Here is a 16,480-nt window from a genome sequence, read left to right on the forward strand (position 1 = left end):
ATTAATTACCAATCAAATCTTTCCGGATACCATTTTCCATAACTTGATAAATATATCAATGTACAACAACACCCTTCTAAAACCCAATGATTACTCCCCTTTGCCGTATCTTTTAAATTCACCCTATGGTTAGTACTTGTATTCACGATTGTAATTATCTGTCCATCTTGTGCATTTACACTATCAAGATAACAAGGATTATCAGACCCGGTATTTCCCGTCACGTAAACGATTCGTGAGATAACGGGGATTGTACCATTACTGACATATACCCATTTCATAGGAATACTGGAAACTTGTCCATTAAAACGACTATGCCCAGAAACGTACAAAGCAAATATATTCTCTTTAGACAAAGAATTCCACTTCCTAAAAGGAGCAGCTACAAATAAACCGAAATCAGACAAAGCATTAACATCTTTCCATTTATTTGCAGCTTCACTAAAAGTAGTTTCTAACGTAAATACACCTGCAGTTCTGGCACTCGAAATACTTTCTCCCGGATTACTTCCAATATAAATTGTCCTATCATTTGTTTTAAAAAATAGCTGAAGTCCGGATAATCCCATCGTATTGCCAGATTTTAACCAAGAATAATCACTTTCTGTTTGTCCAATAATAAATTTCCCAATTTTACCGGATTCAGCTTCAACATTTCCTTTAAAGTTGGCATTCCCATTTTCATCCACTGAAAACGTTACTTTTCCGTCTTTCAACCCGAACACCCCCGTCTTTTGCACTTCCACGCCATTTTCGACAACAGTCACTACTCCCCGCCCAAAAGCAACTCCGGTAAGTTTACCCGTTTCTGCATTTTTCGTCCCGGAAAACATCTTCGGGGATATAATATACTCCCCTCCAATTTCAGTCCGGTTCTCCGGGCTGTTCCATTCCTTCACCCAAGGTAAAAGATTGGCATCTTGCCCGACAATCTTGAATGGACCGTTCCATGAACCGCTTCCAACTTTCTGTCTTTGGTACAGGTCGCCGTCCTCGAACGTAGAGTGCCATTCTTCTCCATCTACCGAAAATTCAACAATTAATCCCTCTCCTTTCAATTTTTCTTTCGTTTGCTCATCCAAATTATTCCATGTCAATATCACGTTACTTCCCATTTCCACGACATATCGTTGTGTTTCCGGGTCATACCGCCAAGAGATAGCACCTTTACCAATGCTACCGCTTCCGTCGGTATTCCACGCTATCGCTTCTTTCGCCACGAAACCGGAACCGTTCGGACGAAGCATGTACATCACCTCTCCGGTGGTATTTACACTTTTTATCATCCCGTTCTCACAATAAAAACCCTTGTACCCGTCCGCACCCGGAATATCTCCGCCGACACGAATCTTTGTTTTACCGTCAAAACTTTTACCGTCTATCCCGAACAACACATCTATTGCCGGCTCCCCGTTCTCGTCCGCATGCAAGTAAATTGCCGACTGCCGCCTTGGATTCGTCGTGTTACCGAATTGCACGATTTCATCCCCTGTTTCCGGCAAAGAGGAATTTTCAAACTCGCTCTTCGGGATCACGATCTCATCGTTCTCTACACCCGACACGAGCACCCAATAGTTCTTCTGGCTACCGGAGAACTCCATGCATCGAATAATATCGTGTGCCATGAAACTCATCTCGTCCTCTACCTGAATATAGTAGTTATCCGCATCCTCCCGCACGGACTTTATCTTACCCGACGCTTGTGTGATCCCCAAGGCTCCTTTCACCGCCCGGATTTTCGAGATCAACAATTCAAACACGGTCATCGTGTTCCGGACAACAACGTCATCCACTTCAAACTTATACCGGCCATTCATTTTCCAAATTTTCCATCCGGAACCCAATGCCCCGGATATGAAATTCTTACTGGCTAAAAAGCCGTCTATTATTGTACTTAATAACTTTGCCATAGTCTAATTATTATTTTTCTACATATTCACTAATCGGTTTTATTTTACTAGCTTGCTCACTCCAACCTAAAGCTGTTTTATAAGCATTGACTGAATTGTCTGGAACATATATTTTAGCATACATGCTTATACCTGCAAATACACCTGTACCTAAAGCTGGTGGAATCTCTGCTTTAATTAAAAAGGTCTGCAAAGCACTTACCCCCCAAAATGCACCGTTTTGAATTTCTGTAATCGTCGACGGAAGTGTAACATGATGAAGATTTGTACACCTATTAAATATCGAATCAATGACAACAGTACAACCTTCTTCAAAAATAGCAGTTTCTAATTTTACACACCGTGAAAAATTTGATGTTCCATTAAATGTTACACCTCTCTTTATTACTAAATCGATTATACCCGTGCTCGTGAAGCAACCTGCACCCAAGGAACAATTTACAGGTAAATCAAAAGATAAATTTACACAATTCTTAAATGCGTTATTTTCTATCCGAATCGGGTTATCCGGGAACTTTATAAATTCCAAATTTGAACAATTTTCAAATACGGAATATTCCATAATATTACAACTCACGAACTTGTTTCCGAAATCCGAGAGGTCTACTACTCCAACGTTTCCCTCACATACGCCTCTCGGGAATTTCGTTATGGCATTTAGTTGTGCCTGTGTCACGCCAACCCCATCCGTACTCCACTTTGCCACTACCAGCCGTTGGAACTCCGGGTCCTTAAACCTCACGTAGTAATTTCCCTTGATATTCAATACCAATCTGCTAAACGAATTTCTCAAAGCATTGATCGAATCCTCGTACACGTCAGCATAAATATTCAACGTACCATCCAGCACGGGTAGCGGATCCTCCCCGGCAATACCGTCCGAACTCAATCCCTCGTAACTGCCGTCCGCCATCTTGGCAAGCTTATCAAGCATTCCCGAACTATAATACGTTTCTTCAAAACCCACCGCCCTAATCCGTTTCAAAGCATGGTCATTCCCTTGCCCGCTTTGAGCATCCATAATATCTACCAACAATTGCATCGGCTTCAGTAAAGGACAATCCACCACGAAGAAGTCGGTAATGGCACTTTTACACGAATCAATCCCCACTCCTTCCGTCGTGAGTAACGGGTAATTCGACAAAGACAAGTAACGATTGTAAGCGCTGAACTCCACCACCCGCAAACCTCCACCTTTCGGTAAAACGACCTGTGTCAAAGAAGTCCCGTCGGCATACACCTCCTGCAAATGCGTGCAAGACGACAGATTCAGTGTCCCGGCAAGCGTAGCGATCCGTGACAACACGAGTTTTTGCAAACTCACGCAATTCGAAAGTGTCAGCGACCCGATAGAGATCACGATTGGTTCCGTCTTGCTACCCAGCCGTATCGTGCGCAACATCCTTCCTTGAATAATCATAGAACCGGAAACATTTTTGTTATACCAATCCCCTATATCAAGCAAGTACGAGGCTCCCATGATCGCGTTCTGTTGATCTCCCGTACCCGAGAGTTCAATATCCATCGTGCACACCTCTCCCGCCTTCGTCCGGTTTCCCCGGATAATCGAAGTGCCGTTCGCTATCGCCGGGTACATATCCATACCGGGAGTCAATTCATACCGGATAGAATTACCCGCCGCGCGCACGGTGATCGTGTCGGTCCCGTCGGCAGAAAACAACCCGAAATTATACTTTGACATCATGTACAGGATACGTTTCGTCACCCAACGTTGTTCCGCCAGATAATGATCTCCCAACGACTGCGTGATCGGGTCCGTGTCATTCGAGTAGGTCCCGGCGTTATAAGCCAGCTTACCGTTCTCGTAAGCGATCTTCGCGTCGGCATTATAAGCGGCTGCCGGGAAATATTCCTGCGCACTGTCAAAGAAATACTTTTTATAAAAAGCATATATTTTCTCCAAATCATCACCGCGCTTCAATCCCCCTAACGCTTCCATCGCCACCATCATCCGGCGCATATTCGCCACTTTCTCCTCCGGGAAAGCAAGTTCCATCAAGTTAAAGAAATTGTTCGTTTCCCCGTTCCAGATTGCCGCACCCGTCTCGTCCGTGTCATGGGTTTCCACGCTATACGATTTCTCCGGCAATCCCCGGTTCGTCGTGTCAAAACGGGTATCGGCATCGTCCACCCGCCACCTGAACGTCGACGTGTCCAGACAGAACGAGTAAGGGTACGTGTTCTTGGCACGTTCATCCGTTCCCGCGTTAAACTCCACGTTATTCATGAAGAAAAGAGTATCCTGTATATCCCAGTATAGCGAAGCCTCCGCCCGGAATTTCGCCACGCGGGCATGAATGAAGAGCGTGTTCAACGCGGCATCATCCTTCCCGGTCAGATCGGCGGCGGTCAAACCATACCCTTTATCCACCAACTGCGTCACCAGATTTATCGTCCCGCTTCCCGTGTCCGCGGGAATAAACCTTCCTTCCGAAGACTCGTAATAATAAACATCATACCGGTGCTCGTCACCCGCCTTGGCTATCCAGAACTCGTGCGGCTCATTCCTATAATCCGCCAGTCGTGCGTTCAATTCGTCCGGCGTGCCGTTAAAAGGTTGCAGCCGGGGAGAACATTCATAAACGATATTGTACGCCGGGACAAAACGGGAAATACTACCCGTGTCACCTTCCCCGAGATCCCACGAGTTCGCCCCGTTATACTGGAACGCCTCCTCGTCCCCGTTATACAGGATTCGCCCCGAAGCCGGGTTCCACGGCACGCGAAACAACGTGCACAAGGGGGAATTATCCGAACCCTCGATACTGATCATCGCGGGAAACAACCCCGTGTCGAAACCGAAAGTATATTTATCCCCCTTGTCCGGACCGAAAGTGTACAACCCTTTAAACGTGTAAACCGTCTGACCCTCCTCGTTGATCGCTTTCTCGAAACAAACAAACGGCAACTGGTACACGGCAACACGGGCATTAGCGTACTCGTCCGTCCGCATCGCCTCGTTCAACAGTCCCATCTCGCGATACAAATCGTCATACGAGTTCACCGCCCCGATCTTGTGCGACTGCATGGACGAAGCGTAATTCTTCTTCGCCGTGAACTTCTGTCCCGCTATCAATTCCGGGGTCATCTGCCACTTTTTCGTTGTCGTTGTCCCGTCGGCACGAGTGATGACAGACAAGTTCTTGTCAAGCTGGTACCGCGTGTTCCATAAATAATACTTCATGGACGACGTCCCCTGCCCCTTGGCGGTCACACTGGAAATACTCACGTTCCATTCCGGGTGGTCAGCGAAAAAGACCTCCAGCGTCCCTACCCTTTGTGTCTGGTCTGCCATACTCGGGATCGTGTTGTCGAACACGAGGCAATTATACTGGTCCCGCGTATTCTCGAAATCAATCTCCGAACCGTTAGCGTCCAGAATGTCATTCAATTCGGATTCCGACTCTTTCTCCCCGGTAGACACCAGCCAATTGATATAATTACGCGACACCCCCTGCGACGTCAGCGCGGAATCATAAACACGTATCCCGTAAATATCCGTGTCCGCGTACTTGGAACCGATCACTATTCCGCCGTCATGCGCGAAATAGTCGTTATTCTCGTAAGTGAACTCCCGGTTCTTTCTGCCGTTAATATACAAGATACACAAGTTAAAACCCGCGTTCCCGTATGCATCCGGCATGATCGTCAACGTGAGCCGGGTACGTTTTCCCTCGAAAGTATGCAAGTTTTGCACCCTGTCATTGGTCAATGCCCGCGAATGCATGATAATATTATCCGCGTAAATATTCAGACCGACAAAAGAATCTCCCGACGGGGCAGACATCCGGACAACCGGCTCCGAGTAATCCGTCACGTGATCTATCCGGTAGTCTATTTCAATCGTTTTTCCCGTGCGTGCACACTCTTTTTTGAACGGGTAATACTCCAACGCAACCTTTCCGCCCGCCATCAAGCGCAGTGCCTTGTTATTATCCGCGTCCGTGATCCACCCGTCATTTCCCCAGTTCATGTTTTCCCATGCCGCTGCCACGACAGCATCGTTCACCTCGTTAATCATATCCTTATAATTACCCTGCCGGTTGGAACGCTTCTTCGGGTTCATGTAGAACACGGCGCCCGCCACGGCGGAAAATCCTAACGAGTTATTCACCGGGAACGTCATCGGTCCCGTTAATTCCGTCTCCCCGTCCAGCACGCTGACAGATATTTCAAAATCCGTGCTGTCCATGGTCTCCACCTCCATCGGGAACGAGAAAGTATGCCGCGTCGAGGTCGAAATAGCGTCCTCGTCCGAGGCGAACAGCGTCCCCTCGTCCTTCGTCACCACAAACCGTGCCGACGTCGTGATATTATCCCCGTCGTACATCGCGTAATCAAATAACGAATTTTCCGTCCAGTTCGTCGCTTTCTCCTGTATATTATTAACAACGACCAGCTTCACCCGCTCACCGGGCACAGCGCAAATCACGTTGAAAGACATCGTTTTCGTCGTTATCGTTTCGTCCGAATTAGTCACGCGTGCCGAGAGCCTGTACACGCCCGTCCGTCCGGGATGTTCCAGCCGGCAATTGTACGCCGTTTCCGTGTACACGTTCGTCCCGAGCGGAATCCGGTACGACCTGTTATAATCTTCCCCCACCAACGTGACTTGCAAAGTCTTGGACACATTCCCGCCGATATTCAAGGGGATGATAATGTCATTCAAAAACGCCGTCCACCAGCGGAAGTTATCGGCGGCAATCGACAAAGAGGTCAGGTACACGGTGTAAACAAACGCCGGGGTCACCATTTCGGTCACTTCTCCGGTTACTTTAACCATCACTTGGTTCGAACCGGAAGTCAGGAACTCCGCCACGTCAACGGCAAGGGGAACGTTACTTGCCACGTGCATTTCTCTCGCTACCGCGAACTCGTCATTATTCGTGTTTTTTACCGACACTTGGCACAATCCCCTCTCTCCCGTGTTCTCGTAAGGCTCGCTTATACTGTACCGTTCCTGCGAAACAAAGGTGAACTTCAACAAACAAGGCTCTCCTTTCGAGGCGGATACATTTTTGCCATCCAGACCATTGACAACGCGCACGTTACGCTGCACTTCTCCCGGCGTACTCCCGCCCCCGTGCATGGCTATATATTCCAGCAAGTTCTGGAACGTCTTGATCTCCGTCCCGTCCGGGGTCACCCCTGTCGGGATAAACACGTCACTCTTCGGCATCCAGAAACCATCTTCATAAATCAACACGTCGTTCTCCTTTGCCGCATCTGCCGCCACGTCCACGTTCGACAATGCCCCGAGCGAAGACAAGTCCCCGGGTCCCTCTTCCACCAACCGGAGCGACGCCACTTCCGGGTCGTGCCCCTCGTCCTCTTCCGTGAAAGCACGGGCTGTGACACTATTATGCCGCACGTCATCCCCCGTGCGCACTCCTTGATCCAGATAATCATCAAAAGGATGTGTATCCCAAAGCACGGCATCCGGCACTTGCCGGGCGGTTTTGATTTCCCAGCCGTCGGCGTCCCAGACGATAGCCTCACCGTCTTCCATTGTTTCCGCCAAGCGACCGAAGTTACGGGTGGTCCACTCGCGGGTGGCGTTGATATTGTAAAGCATCTCGCTGCGGTCGAGTTCGATGGAACTACGCACGTCCTGTATTTTAGCGTTAAGGGAGTCCTCTAGGCTTTGTTGCAGGTAGTTCGATACCTCGCACGAGAGTTTGCCCGTGCTCAATTGCTTTTTCACGTTCGTCACACGGAGTTTTTGTACTTCCTCCTGACCGGGAACAACGATACCCACCACGTCGCCGGGGGCAAGTTCGATACCTGTCTCGCGGGCGTAACGGTAGTCCACGTCCAAGTTATACTTCACGCGCAAGCTGGAATGTACCCGCATCCATTTTCTAGCTTTTTCCGCCAGCACCGCCTCGGCGTCACGCACGTAAGCATCAGGCAACGTGATCCCCGTGAACGTGAATTTATCTCCCACCCGGGCGTGCCACGCCTTGCTAGGCAGCTTGGGACGGTTGCCGTCGCTATCCGCCGATGCACGTTCATCTTCTTGCGGTATCAAGGTTACGGTGCGGCTCCCGTGATCGTAAGTGAAACTGAAAGCGATCCCCATCAGGTCACCCGTCAGGAAATTCACACGACCTTCCTTACCGACCACCACGTCTTTCAAGTCAAAATCTATCGCGTTACAACGTACCTTCAAGAAGTCGCTCGACACACTATCAGCGCAACCCGTGAACGAGGGTTTCACGTCGTCGAAATACACCTCCCGTTCCACCAGCTTCGGGTACTCAGTCCGGTTCTCGAAACAAGAAATATACACGTCCGTGCCTCTCTCCCGAGGGCACAGGCGGTCGAATTGCCCATCCCGGTAGCCGTGGGGAAGGTTTTCCGTGCTGCCGAAAACGTAGGCTTGCGTCACCGTGTTGTCCGTGTCCACGTTTTGTCGCTGCAAGGTGTACAACCCCTTGCCTTGTCCCTGCTCGAACACCAGATCGCATGCCTCCTCCACCCGCTCGTGGAAAGCGATCGCGCGTCCCTGCACCACGTACTCCACGCCGAACTCGTCCGCCAGTTTCGTCAGCAGGTCGCGGCACGTCGTGTTGTCGAAAGTCAGCGTCTTCACTTCTGTTTCCACGATCTGCACTTCGCCCTTCCCGTTCAACGCTTTCGACCAACCGGGATCAAAATCCGGACGGTTGATGTTCGTCAACAGCAAATCCACGAAGTCCTCCAGCGTGCCCGCCAACGAGAAACGACTTTTACCCGTCAACCCTTGCATGTAAATCTTGTCGAGCAAGTTATACACCGGGCTTTCCAGCACCATGTCGTAACGGTATTCCACCGCCGACGCTTTCACCAGATCCGGTTCCCGGTTGATAGCGTACTCCACGCCTTCTATCCAAGTGTAGTCTCCCACCCGCAGGTCGAGCATCTCGCTCGCCGTCACGTTCAGCGTCACCTCGTCGGCTGCCATGATGCCCCGTTCCAGCGTGGCGTTGTCGTCGGGAAGACTCGTCACGAGCGTTTCCGCACCCTCTATTTTTCTAAATATATCTATCATATTCTTCCAGTTTTAAACTAAATTTCAATAACCCGTCCCCCTCGATGCTCACGCTGAACCCGTCCTTCACGAACACGTTCCGGCTCGTGCCGTCCGCCAGATGCAGCACCCTCGTTCCCGGCTGCCGCCACAAGGCATGAAACTGCCTCATCCTCGCTCCCGCTTCTTTCAGATCCGGGGCATTCATCATACATTCCAGCGTGAACGACGGTTTCTCGCGATAGCGGGTAATCCCGTAAGGCGACGTCGTGCTTACCTCTATCCGTTTCGGGATATTCCGGTCGCTTTTCACGCCCGTCACGCTGATCCCGAAATCCCGTGCCAGATGGAAATCATCCACTCTTATCCCCGTTCCCCCGGAAGCCGTCAACGTCAATACCTCGAACTCCACCCGGTTCTGCCGGAATTTCATGTCGATCTTCAACATTTTCTGTCCCAATCTCTCCACGCTTACCTCGTCCGCCAGCAACACGTCGAAGTCGCCCAACTCCGTCCCCAGCTTCCGGCAAGCAACAGCGGCATCCCTGAACGCGTCCCAGTTCGCCTCGTCCGTCATCACGAGTTTCAAACCGATCACCCGTTCCCCGAACTCCATGTCCGCCTCGTTCAAGTAAGGCTCCACCGTGTCACCCCAGTTCCGCTCGATCTCCCCCTTCCGTTTCGGGAAATCGAAAATGCCGCTCACGGCATACCCCCCGTCGCCCCGCGCAGGCAACACGCTGCATGTGCTAATGTCAATACCGTCAAATCTATAAATCATATGTTTCTTTGTTTTTATGAACAATTCTGGTATGCCCGTCCCCGTCCGAGGTCGCCGTCGCCCGGGCATAAAGATTCACGACCACCTTCGCCTCGTCCTTGCAATGCACGATCACCCCGGCATCATCCAACGCGTCCACCATCACGAAAGCGTTGTCACGCGCCCATATCTCCAACCGGGTGTCATGCTTCGCGTACAAGCGGCTCACCGCGTATCCTTCCGCGTCACACTCCGCCTCGCAATTCCCCAGCAGGATGGCATTCCCGCCCGTCAGTTTTACCCGTTCGTCAACGTGTATCCCTTTCTTGCCCAACACCTCGCCAAAAAACTCCTTCAAGTACTCCTTCGTCGGGAAATTCTTCGCCAGACAAAAATCCACCCGATCGATAAAACACTGCACCATCTCCTCCTTCCCCATCGCCTCCCCCAGTTGGGCCATCCCGTCAGCACACCCTTGTACCGCTCGTGCCCCCTTCAATAATTCCTCTTTTATACTAGTCATAATCCCATATCTTAATTTCAAAAATCACTAAATCACTGAATCGTCAATCATAAATCACCGCATCCCTCACCTTCCCCTTCCGTAATATCCTCTCGTGTTCCGTTCTATCGCGTCCAGTTGCTGTCCCATCCTGCCGAATCCGTCTTGCAATTGGTACACCGTCATTCGCGTGTTCTGCTCTATCCGGTACTGTTGTTCCAGCAATTCACCCAAGTCGAATCCCGGCCGCGGCACGCTCACGTCCGTGCCCGTCAGCAACCAGTCACGGATCACCCGCACGTCCATGGCAGTCGAGTTCCACAACCCCACCAGTTCACTCGCCGTCCCTTCCGTCATGGCTGCCTGCAACTGTCCGCTCACGCCCTCGGGTGCGTCGTTATAGGCATCCTTGAACAACCCGCTGTACGCCTCCATCGCCTTCGTGTAACTCTTGCCGCCTTCCTCCACCATCCGGGTAAACTCTGCCTGTTCGCTTTCCGACAACACCCCGTCTTTCATGTGTTCGCCGAGGTAATTCACCGCCGACTCTATCGACTCGCCGAGGAATTTCTTCTTCAACGCCTCCTTCACCGCATTCGCCATCACCTTCTTCGTCGTGTCGCCCAAGGCTTTCACCCCGTCCTCGCCCTTGGCGTAGGCTTCCGTCAGGGCATCGGCAAAATCATTGATGGCGCTCTGCACGTCCGTCCCCGCCAGCATCTCGATCTGCTTCCTTTTGTTCTCCTCTATTTTCTGGTTAATATCCTCGATCTCGTTCTTCCAACTGTTGATCTTATCCTTGTCCTTCTTCTTTTTCTTGCCTTCCGCCTCTATCTGTTGCTGTATCAACACTTGTTGCTCCTGTAACTTCTCGTTTTGCTCGTCCATCATCCGGTAGACGTCTTCCGTGTAGGTATTGTCTATCGTGGCACCAAGCCGGTCGTAAGCCCGTTCAAGGTTATCGATCTCCCGTTGCAATCCCTTGATCTTCTTCTCCTGCTTCTTGTCCTTGTTGAACATGGACATGATCGCCGTCACCGCCGTCAGGGCGGCACCGATCACCGCCAACACGACCGAACCTTTCTCTACCGAATCTATCGCGGTAGCCATCGTGATGCCCGCCGTGGCAACCCCCTGTATCATCCCCATCGTCTGCTGTCCCGACTCCCCGAGTACATCCGAGAGCACGCTGCAACTCCCTACCGCATCATTAATAAAGTCAAAACATCCTTTTGTCGACGCTCCCAAATTTTTCCATTTATTCCCGATCTCATCCGACGACTCTCCTGCCTCGTTCGAGCCTTTCGAGAACATATCTTTCATCGAGTCCGCCATCGCCCGGAAAGGATTCAACGTTGCGACCTTCTGTCTCGCCTCCTCCAGCTTGCCGGCAAGCGCTTTCATATCCACGGACTTTAACGTCGGCTCATTGCTATCTATCTTCGCTTGGATATTCTCCATCAATTGATCGATCTGCTTGACGGTCAGATCATCCATGTTCGTGAACAGGTTTTCCCAGTCATCCGACGCCATGATCTCCTCCGCCCCGAGGGAACTCAAGGCTTTCTGCTTTTGTTCTTTCAGTTGGACTACCAATTTATCGTTTCCTTGAGCCGTCACAATCTTGTCATCCCATTCCCGGGTAATTTGTGCTTTTCGGGATTCAAAATCATTTAATTCATCCAACAAACGGGCATATTGCTCTTTCTGTTCCGCTTCGTTCACTTTTTGAACGAACGTGTTGTATTCCCCTTCCGGTAAACTTCCCGTCTTCTTCTGTTTTTCCGCCCACGTGCGCTGCTCGTCATAACGTGCTTTTACCGCATCCCTTTTACGCTGTTCTTCAGTCAAGAAGAATTGTGTCAATCCCTCTGTGCGCTGCCTCAACTCCTCCTCGTATTGTTTTTCTATCGTCCTGTCTCGGTCAAATTTATTATTATCATTCTGTTCCAATCTTCTCGTGAAACTCCCTCTCACCTCTTCCGGCATCTCTTGCCCGGCTTGTTCGAACAAGGTCTGTTGTGCCGCTAATTGCTCCTTTATCTCCTTTTCGGTCATTTTATGTTCCAATGCCGATAAAGCCAAGCGTTTGTTCTTTCCGTCTTCCATAAGGGATAACCGACTCTCTTCCAATGTTATCAAGTTATTCAACAATAACGCGCTAATGGCTTCCTGATCCTGAACTCGTTTATTTTTTGCCGGGACTTTTTCTTGTTTTTGGGAAGTTTCAACCTTTTTCCCTCCCAGTTCGTCTTCTAATTTAGCAATATCCGCCTCTTTTTCAGCAATCTCATTTGGAGAAGCACTGGAATTAGGCTGTAACATTCCCTGTAATTCCTTTTTTCTAATATCTATTTTTTCTTTAAGTCCTTTTCTTTGAATTTCCTCTTCTTGCATTATTTTTGCCACATACCCTACAACATATTTCTGTCGATCAACCTCAGTACGCAAAAAATCAGATGCTTCCCTGCGATCCTCTGTTTCCATATCCTTAAAGTCCATGGTTTCCCAACTAAAAAGGGATTCTCGAAATAATTTCGGCAATTCCTGAATGATATCTCCCCGTCCGATACCCGCCTGCACAAACATTTTCACGATCAAAGATCTTTTATTTTCCAAATCTTTTAATGTTTGCTCCGCCGCGACACGTTCCGCCTCACTTAATTCTTCCGTAAAAGAAGTAAAATCGAAACTACTCCATTTCGCGTTAGCTTCCAATTCTTGCTGAAGTATATTAATCTCTTTCGTTTCCCGATGAAATTCACTGACCAAATCGGTTATCTTCATATCCTTGAAACTATCAATCAATTTCTTTTGCTCCGTCACTTCTGCCATCACCTCATCCACGTTCACGTTCGGAATTGCATCTATTCCAAAATTGCCGTCAACCGCTTTAGGAGCGAACTTACTTAGGCTATAAACTAGCTTATGCATCTCCATTTTCTGATCAATTGACTGATTTTCGATAGCAACTAATTCTTGATATCGTTTTAACATAAGCTTCAAAGCTTCCTCTTCCTTATTCAAACTCTCGACCGTAGAATCGAAAGCCCTTTTCGAAAGTTCGTTATAACGAATTAAATCTTTATCATTCAAGTCCAACAATTCCCGTAATTCGAGATACCCTTCTCTTAACAATCCTAACGCTTTCAACCATGTAAAAGCATTTCCAAGACCTTTAGTTATGCCTTCTCCTTGCAATACTTTTGTTGTAGCACCGCCATCCGTTCCGAGGGCTAACTGCATCGCCGATTTTTTATCTATTATTCCCATAGTATTAATTATTTTACATTTTCTACTTATAAAATATAAACTATCCCGTTTTTTCTCTACTTTTGTCAAAAAATAAACGGATCGGTATGTATAAATATGTAGTACTCTTTTGCTTAGTTGCAGTTTCTTTTTCTTGCAAGACATCCAAGAAACAGGAAATAAAAACACAGGAAATTATTAACACTCTAAAAGAAGTTAGAGAAATCGAGAAAGAAGCTGACAAAAAAGCTACTCAACTGTTATTTACAGCGTACGGAGATGCGCAATTCGGCATGACACGAGAAGAAGCCATGAAAACGGAGATTGCAAAGGATGCCCATATTTTATCAACCGGTACTATTTATCTAGACTATAAACAAAGTAAAATCGGCTCAACATCTTATAATATCGAGTTCTTATTCTATGAAAATTATTTATTCCAAGTTAATTTTGAAGGCTCCCCGACAAAAGACAGCGAATACAACACGACATTTAAAAAAAAATTCGAGGAATTAAAAGATATTATCTCCGTCAATTACGGGAAACCAGAATATCTGAAATTCCCAAAGAAAGAAGAACTTGGTTCCGAATCTGTTTGTGCTTGTGCATGGCGTTACACGACAAAGCTAATCTCTATTACAATTAAAAAATCATCATTACAAGGAAATTGTGAAATAGACATGTACATTTCCTATACTCCCGCACTTGATGCCATTGAAAATGGAACAAAACTCAACCGGGAAGATATGCTCAAGGAGAATGCCAAGAAATTCTAATTTCTCATTTGCCTCTAACACTTTGTCAAAAAATAAACGGATCGGTATGTATAAATATGTAGTACTCTTTTGCTTAGTTGCAGTTTCTTTTTCTTGCAAGACATCCAAGAAACAGGAAATAAAAACACAGGAAATTATTAACACTCTAAAAGAAGTTAGAGAAATCGAGAAAGAAGCTGACAAAAAAGCTACTCAACTGTTATTTACAGCGTATGGGGATGCGCAATTCGGCATGACACGAGAAGAAGCCATGAAAACAGAAATTGCAAAGGATGCTCATATTTTATCAGATGGCAGTATTTACCTAGATTATAAACAAAGGAAGATCGGATCAACATCTTATAGCATTATTGAATTTCTATTCTATGAAAATTATTTATTCCAAGTTAATTTTGAAGGTTCCCCGATAAAAGACAGCGAATACAACACGACATTAAAAAAAGAATTCGAGGAATTAAAAGATATTATCTCCGTCAATTACGGGGAACCGGAATATCTGAAATTCCCAAAGAAAGAAGAACTTGGTTCCGAATCTGTTTGTGCCTGTGCATGGCGTTACACAACAAAACTAATCTCTATTACAATTAAAAAATCATCATTACAAGGAAATTGTGAAATAGACATGTACATTTCCTACCTTCCCGCACTTGATGCTATTGAAAAAGGAACAAAAATAAACCGAGAAGATATGCTCAAGGAGAATGCCAAGAAATTCTAGCGAACAATAATCCATCAAAAATAAGTCCTCAATTCCCAAAATCTAATATGAAGAAAATAACTTGTATCATAATAAATACGATATTATCCCTTTATTGCGCAGGACAAATAAAATCTTTTACCGCTGCAACCCCTCTTGACAAAACGAGCAAAACATCTTACGACAGCACCACCAATTTTGTCGGTAGAGACGCGGAGTTACTCATCGGGCAAGAACTATATGTCATTCCCAAACCGGCAGAGTTACAGCAATTCGGGTATCACAATTTTTACAGTAAATACGAAGACACGAATAATCATCTGGCGTCAATCCAAACCTATGAATCATTCGCCGGGAAAACCTTTTGGGTCGAGGAAGTTTTACCACATATCGGGAAAAGCGACTATTACAAAACCAAACTGGTCCTAAAACTAAAAAGCCAAACAAATGACACGACCTACTATTACCTGTACGATTGGGATAATAATAAATTATTTCCATTTATTATCATGGGGTTTTATACCAAAGAAAAAAACAACTGCGTCGGGAAACAAATCGTTCTTAAAAACAAAAACCCGTGGGAAAGCGTTAGCAACGAGCAAAAAGTCCCCATACACGATGTACTTACCGGCCTCCCCATTACTATTGATCCGGAGATCGTATGGAAGGTGAAAGAACTTCTGATAGACCAGAAACACGGCGAACTCGCGTACATGATCACCAATCACCAAGATAAGACATTCACTATTGCCTTGAATGCCATCAATGATTACCAGCGCGGGCAAGGTCCTTGCGCCCTCCTGTATGACGAACAACTAAAGGAAATACACGAACACCGACCTGATTTTTATAAACTAATCATGGAAGCCCGTATTTGTATCAACATGACGAGGGATATGGTACGCATGGCTTGTGGAGCCCCGGAAGAAATCAGGAACACCTCTTCCGGGGAATTATGGATTTACCCCTCGGGTAAATACCTGACATTCAAAAACGGCATATTAAAATCGTTTTATTAAAAAAAACACCATTCGTGCAGGTAACAAGTTTTTCAACAAATCTACGATTTGAAAAACCTGATTCTTCAAGACGCTCCCCTTTTCCTCGATAATCTATCAAGCAAACGCATCAAAACGCTTTTTGCCTTTCCGGCAAACAATACAATCAACATGTCAAAGAACTTCTTATATACAAAGATACATCCCGCTTTACCCTATTCCAACGATATTTCATAAAGAGCCCGCGTGTTTTCACGAACATACCCGTTTAAGACATGAACACGTTCTCAAGCAACCGACATCCCGTACCGGACCCGACATAATCGGTACATACCACCGTGCCACCTTCGGGCCATTCCCGTATCAAAGACACCCCCGAGCGCCTTTGAAACGGGAGTAATTCGAAGGTGATGCGTGTTTGATACGGGAATTCCACGGGTTCTCTTCGAATTCTGTCCGACTTCTGATATACCATATAATTCCACCACCGCTTGTCAATAAACTGAAAAGAAAAATTCTATAATACCGTAACAATCTTACTCCTTGGTAATA

Annotated in this window: 8 protein-coding genes; 3 read left to right on the forward strand and 5 right to left on the reverse strand. The window is 47.2% G+C overall.

The features are described 5' to 3' along the window. Nucleotides 1-5: 5 nt before the first annotated feature. The 5 genes from ACK8P8_RS10395 to ACK8P8_RS10415 all read right to left on the reverse strand — a co-directional run bounded on the left by ACK8P8_RS10395 (nucleotide 6) and on the right by ACK8P8_RS10415 (nucleotide 13,478). Complete coding sequence (locus ACK8P8_RS10395; RefSeq protein ID WP_410025841.1) at nucleotides 6-1,910, reverse strand: hypothetical protein; 1,905 nt, start codon at nucleotides 1,908-1,910, stop codon at nucleotides 6-8. Between the two features lie 10 nt (nucleotides 1,911-1,920). After that, a complete protein-coding gene (locus tag ACK8P8_RS10400; protein ID WP_410025842.1) occupies nucleotides 1,921-8,964 on the reverse strand; it encodes a leucine-rich repeat domain-containing protein in 7,044 nt (2,347 codons plus the stop codon). Then, nucleotides 8,948-9,724 carry a hypothetical protein gene (locus ACK8P8_RS10405; RefSeq protein ID WP_410025843.1) on the reverse strand — a complete coding sequence of 259 codons (777 nt, stop codon included), beginning with the start codon at nucleotides 9,722-9,724 and terminating at the stop codon, nucleotides 8,948-8,950. The genes ACK8P8_RS10400 and ACK8P8_RS10405 overlap by 17 nt, the downstream gene beginning before the upstream one ends. Beyond that, nucleotides 9,714-10,226 (reverse strand): hypothetical protein, encoded by a 513-nt coding sequence (locus ACK8P8_RS10410; protein WP_410025844.1) that lies wholly within the window; start codon nucleotides 10,224-10,226, stop codon nucleotides 9,714-9,716. The genes ACK8P8_RS10405 and ACK8P8_RS10410 overlap by 11 nt, the downstream gene beginning before the upstream one ends. A 66-nt stretch (nucleotides 10,227-10,292) precedes the next feature. Next, nucleotides 10,293-13,478: a hypothetical protein gene (locus ACK8P8_RS10415; protein WP_410025846.1), complete on the reverse strand. Its 3,186-nt coding sequence runs from the start codon at nucleotides 13,476-13,478 to the stop codon at nucleotides 10,293-10,295. Nucleotides 13,479-13,564: 86 nt separating this feature from the next. Here ACK8P8_RS10415 and ACK8P8_RS10420 point away from each other — a divergent pair, with 86 nt between their 5' ends. The 3 genes from ACK8P8_RS10420 to ACK8P8_RS10430 are packed head-to-tail and all read left to right on the forward strand — an operon-like array spanning nucleotide 13,565 to nucleotide 15,949. Then, nucleotides 13,565-14,233: a hypothetical protein gene (locus ACK8P8_RS10420; RefSeq protein ID WP_410025847.1), complete on the forward strand. Its 669-nt coding sequence runs from the start codon at nucleotides 13,565-13,567 to the stop codon at nucleotides 14,231-14,233. Nucleotides 14,234-14,279: 46 nt separating this feature from the next. Then, nucleotides 14,280-14,951, forward strand: coding sequence for a hypothetical protein (locus ACK8P8_RS10425; RefSeq protein WP_410025848.1), 672 nt, complete (start codon nucleotides 14,280-14,282; stop codon nucleotides 14,949-14,951). Nucleotides 14,952-14,998: 47 nt separating this feature from the next. Next, on the forward strand, nucleotides 14,999-15,949 hold the full coding sequence (locus tag ACK8P8_RS10430; RefSeq protein WP_410025849.1) for a hypothetical protein: 951 nt from the start codon (nucleotides 14,999-15,001) through the stop codon (nucleotides 15,947-15,949). Nucleotides 15,950-16,480 lie beyond the last annotated feature (531 nt).

Source organism: Butyricimonas muris (assembly GCF_046365375.1).
Classification (GTDB): Bacteria; Bacteroidota; Bacteroidia; order Bacteroidales; family Marinifilaceae; genus Butyricimonas; species Butyricimonas muris.

Excerpts from the sequence above, each read along its gene's own strand:
- ACK8P8_RS10405 (WP_410025843.1), bottom strand. The coding sequence starts at position 9,724 with ATGATTTATAGATTTGACGGTATTGACATTAGCACATGCAGCGTGTTG.
- ACK8P8_RS10395 (WP_410025841.1), bottom strand. The coding sequence starts at position 1,910 with ATGGCAAAGTTATTAAGTACAATAATAGACGGCTTTTTAGCCAGTAAG.
- ACK8P8_RS10420 (WP_410025847.1), top strand. The coding sequence starts at position 13,565 with ATGTATAAATATGTAGTACTCTTTTGCTTAGTTGCAGTTTCTTTTTCT.
- ACK8P8_RS10400 (WP_410025842.1), bottom strand. The coding sequence starts at position 8,964 with ATGATAGATATATTTAGAAAAATAGAGGGTGCGGAAACGCTCGTGACG.
- ACK8P8_RS10410 (WP_410025844.1), bottom strand. The coding sequence starts at position 10,226 with ATGACTAGTATAAAAGAGGAATTATTGAAGGGGGCACGAGCGGTACAA.
- ACK8P8_RS10430 (WP_410025849.1), top strand. The coding sequence starts at position 14,999 with ATGAAGAAAATAACTTGTATCATAATAAATACGATATTATCCCTTTAT.
- ACK8P8_RS10415 (WP_410025846.1), bottom strand. The coding sequence starts at position 13,478 with ATGGGAATAATAGATAAAAAATCGGCGATGCAGTTAGCCCTCGGAACG.
- ACK8P8_RS10425 (WP_410025848.1), top strand. The coding sequence starts at position 14,280 with ATGTATAAATATGTAGTACTCTTTTGCTTAGTTGCAGTTTCTTTTTCT.